The following is an 8,944-nucleotide window of genomic DNA, read 5'->3' as shown; positions in this document are numbered from 1 at the left end:
CCTCTGGTATGCGCCCTTGTCGGCGTCCCAGTGCCGACATCTGGTCGAGAAGAGCCTTTTCGACAACCGCCTGACACCGGCAGATCTACCCGGGCAGCCGCACACGCCCAATGTCCCCCCAACATCCACGGAGAACTCCCGATGACCTTTCCTGAACGCGGCGACGCCACGCCATGATCGATCGGCGTTTCATGTTGTTCGTTGTCGCCAGCGGCCTTGCGGCGGTGGCGAACTTTGGTTCGCGCATTGCMTTCAGCCATGTGATGGGCTACGCCTGGTCCATCGTGCTTGCCTACCTCGTCGGCATGGCCACGGCCTTCGCGCTCAATCGTGCATTCGTCTTCAAGGACGCAGACAGGCCCTTGGGCCATCAGGTGTTCTGGTTCGTAGCGGTGAACATGCTCGCCCTGCTGCAGACGTTGCTGATCAGCCTGCTGTTCACCCACTACGTCTTCCCCAGGCTGGGCATGACCTTCCACCCTGAGACGATCGCGCATGCGCTGGGCATCGCGGCGCCGGCGATTGTGAGCTACTTCGGCCACAAGCACCTCACCTTCAAGAAGACCAAGGAACCACGTCAATGACGACGTCACCGTCTGCCGCTTCCCGACGCGGCGTGCTCGGCTACCTCGCGGACAATCCCGCGTTCTGTGCAGGCCTCGCACTCGCGCTGGCCTTTGCGGTGCTTGGCATCATCGCCGGTGCGCGTGCGCATAGTCCCGTGCCGTTCTGGGACATGTGGGATGGCTCGCTGGGCTTCTACATGCATCAGCAGATCGATGCATCGGCATGGTGGGCACAGCACAACGAGCATCGCATCGTGCTGGCCCGTGCATTGTTCTTCCTGGACCTCAAGTATTTTGGGGGCCAGGCGGTCTTCCTGTTGATCGTCAATTACCTGCTGGCCGCGGTGATGTTCGGCCTGTTGGCTTGGTGCGCATCGCGCATTGCCACGCCAGTCACCACCAGCATGAAGATCACCATGGCGGTGATCCTGGGCCTGGCTTTTCTCTGGACCCAGGAGAACAACCTCACCTGGGGCTTCCAGAGCCAGTTCTTCCTTGCCCAGCTGTTGCCGCTGGTGGGCCTGGTGTTGCTATGGAAGTCCAGTCTCCCTGGCCAACGGCGGCACTGGTGGTTTGCCGCAAGCCTGGGCGTGGGCGTGCTCGCCGCCGGCAGCATGGCCAATGGCGTCGTCGCCTCCTGGCTGATCTTCGCCGGCTGCGTGATAGGCCGTCAGGGCTGGCGCCGCAGCGGCTTGGCCCTACTGGTCGCCATCGCCGTTTGCGCACTCTATTTCCATGGCTACGTGTCGCCGAGCAAGGACTCGTTGGCGGTCACCCTGGGCCGCCAGCCGCGCGGCGTGCTGTGGTTCCTGTTTGCCTACCTGGGCAGCCCGTTCGCACACCTGGTGCCCGACGCGGCGCCCAATGTCCGTCTGGCCGCTGCATGTGGCGGCTTGATCACGGTACTGGCCGCGTTGCTTGGCGGGGCCGCGTTGCTGCGGCGCCGCGTCTCGGTGGATATGGAACTGGTCATCGGGCTGTTCCTGGCCTACCTCGGGGCCTCGGCATTCGCGGTCGCCACCAGCCGGATCGTTTTCGGGCTGGAGAGTGCCGTTGCCAGCCGCTACACGACGCCGGCCCTGCTCATCATCGGCTGCGTGCTGGCGCTGGGCGTGGCCCGCCTGTCGACGCGCTTTGCCTGGGCGCGCGGTCACTGGGCCAGCGTGCTGCTCATCATTCCGTTGGTCTTCGTGCCCTTGCAATGGAACGCGCTCAAGCACAATCCACTCGCTGATTTCGAGCGGGTCGTCGCCGCGATGGCGCTGGAGATGGGAGCCCGCGATGACGAACAGCTGATGTGGACGTATCCCGATTCACCACGCGTGCTGCAGATCGCGCACGAGGCGGCCGCACAGGACCTGTCCATCTTCGCCAGTCCTTGGATCCACGATGCCTCCGAGAGCATTGGCACGGTCTACGCTGATGCGCCTGCGGCAGGCTGCGGCGTGGTGCCCCCGGTCACCACGGACCTGCCTCAGTCCCAAGGGTGGACACGCCTGCAGGGCGGCCTGGTGGACGAACGACTGGGACACAGCCTGAGCACGCTGTACCTGCTGGACGCACAGGACCGGATCATCGGCCGCGGTATCCTGGCAGTCCCCGAGAGGGGCGCCGACAGCAAGGACTACGGCGCGCCCTTCAAACTCTATGCGCCGCGCTCGGCGCTGGCGCCGGGCCCGATGAAGATCGTGCTTCCCGGCATCTGCAGCGGCGCCTTCAACTACCAGTAGGGGAGGCGCCACGACGGGTCGGGTCAGTGGGTGCAATCAACGGCACCCACTCCGCATCGGCCGAAGGGGCGTAGCCCCTTCGGGGCCGGTACGACTCAGCGCAGCGGAATGAGCGATCCGTGCAAAGCACGGCGTGGCACGGCGGCGATGTCATAGCCGATGAAGGCCAGCAGGAACTGCAGGCCGCTGACCAGCGCAATTGCCGGCAGGACGACCGTCCCCACTGGCGAGGGCAGGTCCTGCGAAGCCGCCTGCCACCAGTGCCAGCCGCCGTAGGTGGCGCCACCGACCAACAGGATGGCGGCGGCGACCAGTTCAAACGAGGCGATCGACAGGTCACGCAGGTAATAGTTGTAGGCAATGCGCTTGAGTAGATTGCGCAGGTGCTTGACCGCGAACTCGCCCAGCACCTTGCCGATGCTCAGGTTGCTTTGTTCGTCGCCATAACGCGCGTCCATCGGCACGTCGGCCACCACCGCACGCATGGTGTTGAGCCGGAACAGCACATCGGTTTCGAAGAAATAGCGTTTGCTGATGACCTCCACCGGCAGCCGCTCGGCCACGCGCGCGTGGATGGCGGTGTAGCCGTTGGTCGGATCGAAAGTGTCCCAGTAGCCGGTCGAGGCTTTGGCCAGGAACGACAGACCGAGATTACCCACCCGTCGGATCCAGGGCATTTGTCGGATCTGGGTGAGATCCCAGAAGCGGTTGCCCTTGGTGTAATCGGCGTCGCCGCGAAGGATGGGATTGACGAAGTGCGGCAGCAGCAGCGGATCCATCTGGCCATCGCCGTCGATCTTGACCATGACATCCATGCCATCGGCCACCGCCTGCGCATAGCCGCTGAGCACGGCCGCGCCCACGCCCCCGTTTTCGGCCCGGCGAACCACCCGCACCCGCGCGTCGGTGTTCTGGCGCTCAATCAGGTCTGCGGACGACTCCGGGCATGCGTCATCGACGCAGTAGATGGCGGTTACTTCCGGTCCGATTGCCGCGATCACCCCGAGGATGTGCCGGGTCACTTTGTAGCAAGGAATGACCACGGCGACGCGCGGCGGATGGACGGAAGTGACTGGCAGGGAACTCATCGGCGTGTCTCGGCGGATCATCGGTCAGGGCAGGATACGGTAGAACACGATGCCATCCGGGCCCTCGGACACCTCACTGCCCCAGATGCCCAGGTCGCGATAGCTCAGCGAACAGTACTCCCGGTCGAACAGCGGTGCGCGGGCACTGCCGCGGGTGGCAATGATGTGGGTAATGCCCTGCCGACGCAGCAGCGCGCGCGCGTCGGCACGCGATGCGTGGCAGAACGCGGCGTCCAGGTCATGGGCCTGCAAGGAGTAGCCACTGCCCAGGCGCACGTTGAATAGGTAGTCGCGCGCGCCAAACGGCAGGTAGGAGGCGATTTCACCCGCCGGCAGCACCCAGTCTTCGCGGCCGTTGAGCACTTTGCTGTAGGCAGGCGCCAGGACCACGGCGTCCTTGGGCAGCCGAGCCTCGGCAGCTCGGAACTGACGCACCTTCTTCTCGGTGACCGGCAGCGTCCAGCCCATGCTCTTCGGTGGCGGGCCCTGGACATCGATCTTGCGGAAGGCGAACGTGCAGGCGAGCAGGACCAGTAATACCGCCCAACCCGCCCAACGCGGCGCCGCGTCGGCCGCAGCCGGCGCGCCGCGCAGGGAGCGTAGCGCATCCCAGCCGAGCACGGCGGTGGCGCACAGCAGCAGCCAGTGGATCGGCACGCTGTACATGGCCAGCAGGTCCACGTAGCGCTGGGTATAGGTGCTGAGCAGACTGGCCTGCAAGGTCTCGTGGCCCAGCACAAGCGAGATGATGTTGGACGAGCGCAGCGCGATCACCACGGCCAGCAACGCACCTACCTGCAACACGAACAGCAGCACGAAGCCATTACGCTGTGGCTGTCTGCGCGGCAGCAGCACCATGAAGGCCAGGCTTAGCAGCAGCGATAGGACCGCAGCCACACGCGTCGCCCAGAGCAGCTTTGCACTGAATATCTGTGCGGCCGCAGGCAATCCCTGGTCCCATAGCGCCGGCTGCGGACCGTACCAGAGTTCCCAGCGCAGCACTTCCCACACGCGCGCGAGGCCGCCGCTGGCCGAGCTGATGTCGTGCGAGGTCTCCAGCACGCGCAAGCCGAGGGTGTTCTCGACAAACTGATGAACAGTAGGACTTACTTCAGCGAGCAGTTGGAGGTAGTACGGATCGCATGCCAGCAACAGGCCGCCCAGCAGGCCGCCGGCAAGCATCCCAAGCGCCGGCCGCCCCAGCCGCCCGCCTACGCTGCCGGTCTTCCACCACGGCACCAGCATCACCACCGCAAACAGCGGCACGGCATAACTGGCATAGCCGATGACCAGTGACGGATTGAGTTTTGCCGCCATCGCACCGGCAAACGCAAACAACGTCCATGCCAACAGCTGGGTCGCGCGTGCAGGTACCAGCCAGCACAGCACGGCGCACAAGGTCGGCGCGAGCAACACGCCGAATGCTGCCAGCCGCCCGGTACTGTTGAGGTCCGGCATTGGATACAGGTACGACGTGCCGCGCACCATTACGTAGCACCACAGCAACGACACCAACGCTGCGAAGGCGGTCTGCAACCGCAGATCGACCAGGCTCCGGCGCAACCAGCACCCGGTCAGCTCGAACAGTGCAAACAGCGCCAGCGTCGCCTGCAGTACCGGCTGCACCTTCAGGAACGGTCCCATGTGGTGGCCCAGCCCAGGCCACGCCCACAAGGAGGTGAGCAGGTGCAACATCTTCGGGTACTTTTCCACCCAGTCCGTACTGCCCGCGCTGAGCTTGGGATAGCCGGCGCGGAACAGATCAAGGCTGAAAGCGATGTGCTGGTGCGTATCCAGCCCCAGGCTGCCGGCACGCATGGAGTAATACGCAGCCAGCTTCAGACAGACCAGCCCGCCCAGCACTGCCGGGACCCATGCCAATGCCGATCCYGGCGCAACGTTGCCGCCCGACAGGCCGCGCCCTCTGTCCTTGAGTAAGCTCCACGTTGCCGCGCCGGCCACGCCCATCACGAGCAACGGAAGGGCCCATGGCAGGCCCAGGCCCTGCGTCCACGCATAGGTCAGCGGGCTGCACAACAACCACGCCACGATCAGTACGAACTGGCCCAGCAACGCCTTGAAAAACAGCAGCGGTGCACCTGGCTGCGGCACTATCCCCAGCCAGGTGAGCAGCCGGTGTCCGATCAGCGACATCGTGAGCAGCGACACCGTAAGCAGCAGCATGAATTCGAACTGCCAACGGGTTCTGGCAAACAGCGCCACCACCACCAGGTACAGCAGGAACAGCCAGCGCTTGCTGCGCATGCGTGTTTTCAACACATCCAATGTACGTCCCCTGTCCAATCCCTGTGCACCGGCGCCCATCGATGTGGTTACGCCAGTGCCTGCGCCACGCCAGCGGCGATCCGGTCGAAACTGCCCTGCGCCATCAATGGGTGGTCTCCCGAGGCCACCGGCGCGGCCATCATGCCACGCGCTTCGCACGCGTCGACCAGTGCGCTCAGACCCGCGCAGATAGCCTCGGGCGTCATCGACGCCAGCGAATGGACATTGGCCACGGTCTCGTCCAGCCGCTTGTTGTCGTAGCGGTTGGTCAGCACCGACATGCCGAACGCCGCCATCTCCAGCGGCGGATAGCTCGGATGCGGGGACACCATCAACGACAGCCCAATCGACGACGTCGATAGCAGCGTGGCGTACGCATCGATGTCCAGCTTGCCCAGCGCCTTGAGCTTGAACGGCCCCAGGTCCAGGTCGTTTTCAATCTCGCCCGGGGCGGCCACCTGCCATTGGGCCGAGCGCGGATCCTTCCAGCCCCACAGGCGCAGGCCTTCGCAGATCAGCTCGAACGCGTTGCGCGGGGTCCCCGGGCGCGCATAGACGACGATCCGCCGCTCGCGCGCGGTGGTGGCATTGCGCGCCTCGGCCAAGGCAGTACGCAGGCCGTCATGCAGCACCGGCTCGAATACGCTGGCAGTTGCATACCGCATGCCGTGATGGGCGAAGAAGTCGGCGAGCAGGCCGGTATTGAAGATCGCGATGTCACGGTCGCACCGGTAGGTGCTGAGCGACAGCGCGTACTGGCTGGACCATGCATAGAAGCCAGGCTCGAAATCCTGGATCAGGTAGACCATTGGACGGTCGATCCCGCCGTTGGCGTCCTGCCAAGCCGACAGCCGCTGCGCGGCATATGCCGTCCACCACGCGGTGGCTACCCAGATGTCCTCGCCCGCAACCGGCAAGGTTTTGCCATAGCGGTCACTGAACGGAACGATCTGGCGCTGTGCATCGGACGTGGTGCCGGCGGACACCAGGGTATGGTCGGCGAAGCGCGACAGCGCCTCCTCATCTGGCTCGCTGTCCACCAGGATGATGCGCGAGGCGGGGAAGAACCGGCACAGCTCCCGATAGATCAACACTGCAGTATGGATGCCGCCAAAATAGTGCCGGCGGTTGATCGAGGGCAGCACCAGGTTCAGCCGCTTGCCCTGCCACGGGTCGTGGCGCGCATCACAAGGCGTTATTTCCCCGACGCTGGTGGCCGGGGCCACACTGGCCGGGCCACCGGCCTCGAGACGACCGGCGACACGTCGCAGGAGCGAAGCCAGACGACTCATGCCTCGCTCCGCTTCAGGCGCGGTGAGGACGCCATGTAATCCAGGTTGGGGCTGTAGAACGGATCGCCTTCTTCGCGGTACGGCGAATAAGCCTGCGCCGAACGCACGAAATCGCTCTCCGGGATGGCACGCGGATCGCGCGTCTTGGATTCATGGTGGATCATCGAAGACTCGGCCACGTAGACCGTATGGAAGCCAGCGGCATAAGCACGCAGGCACAGTTCGACATCACTGCCACACACGATGAACGATTCGTCGAAGCCACCGACCTGCTCGAATTTGTCGCGGGCAATGACCATGCAGGCGCCGGTGACGGCCAGCACCTGACGCTGCAGCACCGGCGACACGAACAGGTTCTGGTTGTGCTGGGGCACCTCGCCCTTGAAGACATGGTCGGCCCAGCCGCCCATGCCGATCACAACACCGGCATGCTGGATGGTGCGGTCTCCGTACAGCAGAAGTGGACCGCAGACACCGACATCGCGGCGCAACGCATTCTCCACCAGGCGCTGAAGCCAGTCGCCCTTGATGACCTCGGTATCGTTGTTCAGGAACACCAGCACGTCGCCACGTGCCTGGGCGGCAGCCAGGTTGTTCAGCGCCGACCAGTTGAATGGCACGTCGGCGTCGATGACCCGGAAATCACCGCGCTGCGACATCACCTGCAACCACGCCAGCGTCTCGGGCTGGGTAGAGCCGTTGTCGACCACGATGATCTCGTAGGCCGGGTAGTCGGTCATTGCCAGCAGCGATTCGACGCAGGTGCGCAGCAGGTCCAGTCCGTCGCGGGTCGGGATGATGATGCTGGCCATCGGCGCAGGCGCGAGGATCGGGTAGCGGACGTCGTAGCAGAAAAGCTGCTTGCCATCGTCCACCTGGGCACCCGGGTAGAGCACATCGACATGACGCTGGATCGCGCGTTTGCCGGCATCGTGCGCGTAGGGCTTGGAACCGGCATTGGCGGCCGTCGAGCCGGCATGGGCGCGCCAGTGGTACAACACGCGCGGCACGTGGGCTACACGCGCACCGTCAGCCACGCAGCGCAGGACCAGGTCGTAATCCTGCGAACCATCGCAGCTGCTGTCCAGACCGCCGTGACGCTGGATCAAGTTGCGCTCGAAGCTGACCAAATGACCCAGGTACATCTGCGCCATGAACAGGTCATGGTTCCAGTCCGGCTTGAAATACGGGTGACGAAGGCGTCCGTCATCACCCAGCACGTCATGGTCGGAGTACACGATATCGGCGTTGGTACGGACATGGCATTCGACGACCGAGGCCAACGCGTCGGGTTCGAGCAGGTCGTCATGATCCAGGAACGTCACCCAACGACCGCTGGCCTGCGCGAGCGCCGCGTTGGTGGTCGCTGCAATGCCACTGCGCTGCGCCGAACGGGTCACCCGTAWCGTGGGGATCTCGCGCTGCAGTTCGGCGAGGATCGAGGCGACATGCGGTTGGTCGGAAGCATCGTCGTGAATGCAGATTTCCCAGTTCCGGTAGGTCTGCTGCTGCACGCTGGCAATGGCCTCGCGCAAGAAATTCTCCGGCGTGTTGCAGACCGGCATCACCACACTGATCAGGCCGGCGTCGGCCGGTACCGGCACCGGTCGCTGGGCGGCCAGCCACTGCGCATACGCATCAGGCGCAAGCGGGTTCGGCGGGGTCTGCGGCCCATTGGCATAGGCAAGGATCGCCCGCACCAATTGTCGCGGCCCCTTGCGCGAGGCACGCGCAAGCGCAGAGAAGATGCTTCCTGCGGAAACACCTTGGCCCTGTGCACGGCGGACGCTCCAGTAGATCGCCTTGAGCACGTTGCTCAGTTTGGACAGCATCAGATAACTCCCTTTTTATTCGGTGCCTGGGCGCGCACGTAGACAGGCCAACTCACAACGTGACCCATGCGGCGGCGTAGCCGGCCAGCAGTCCGCCGACCCCCAGTGCCAGCATCACCAGCTTCCATTTCCTGCGCGACCGTGTGTAGG

At 64.6% G+C, this 8,944-nt stretch carries 6 protein-coding genes; 2 read left to right on the top strand and 4 right to left on the bottom strand.

What is annotated here, in order from left to right; translation table 11 throughout:
* Positions 1-173 precede the first annotated feature (173 nt).
* Both AC1DQP_RS12225 and AC1DQP_RS12220 read left to right on the top strand, forming a co-directional pair.
* Entirely contained in the window at positions 174-584 is a 411-nt protein-coding gene (locus tag AC1DQP_RS12225; protein WP_457321047.1) for a GtrA family protein, read from the top strand.
* Positions 581-2,296: a hypothetical protein gene (locus tag AC1DQP_RS12220; RefSeq protein WP_478051684.1), complete on the top strand. Its 1,716-nt coding sequence runs from the start codon at positions 581-583 to the stop codon at positions 2,294-2,296. Before AC1DQP_RS12225 ends, AC1DQP_RS12220 begins: the two co-directional genes overlap by 4 nt.
* Positions 2,297-2,391: 95 nt before the next feature.
* On the opposite strand, the gene AC1DQP_RS12215 is transcribed toward AC1DQP_RS12220, so the two are convergent.
* From AC1DQP_RS12215 to AC1DQP_RS12200, 4 genes are all read right to left on the bottom strand, one after another.
* Positions 2,392-3,384 carry a glycosyltransferase family 2 protein gene (locus tag AC1DQP_RS12215; RefSeq protein WP_457318211.1) on the bottom strand — a complete coding sequence of 331 codons (993 nt, stop codon included), beginning with the start codon at positions 3,382-3,384 and terminating at the stop codon, positions 2,392-2,394.
* A gap of 24 nt (positions 3,385-3,408) precedes the next feature.
* Positions 3,409-5,649: a hypothetical protein gene (locus AC1DQP_RS12210; RefSeq protein WP_478051683.1), complete on the bottom strand. Its 2,241-nt coding sequence runs from the start codon at positions 5,647-5,649 to the stop codon at positions 3,409-3,411.
* 68 nt (positions 5,650-5,717) lie between these two features.
* Positions 5,718-6,962 carry a rhamnosyltransferase WsaF family glycosyltransferase gene (locus AC1DQP_RS12205; protein ID WP_478051682.1) on the bottom strand — a complete coding sequence of 415 codons (1,245 nt, stop codon included), beginning with the start codon at positions 6,960-6,962 and terminating at the stop codon, positions 5,718-5,720.
* Positions 6,959-8,794 carry a glycosyltransferase family 2 protein gene (locus tag AC1DQP_RS12200; protein ID WP_478051681.1) on the bottom strand — a complete coding sequence of 612 codons (1,836 nt, stop codon included), beginning with the start codon at positions 8,792-8,794 and terminating at the stop codon, positions 6,959-6,961. The genes AC1DQP_RS12205 and AC1DQP_RS12200 overlap by 4 nt, the downstream gene beginning before the upstream one ends.
* Positions 8,795-8,944: the final 150 nt, after the last annotated feature.

This window comes from Stenotrophomonas sp. P5_A8, assembly GCF_056400545.1.
The sequence above is the reverse complement of the archived record's forward strand: the minus strand, read 5'-3'. Positions and strand labels throughout refer to the sequence as shown.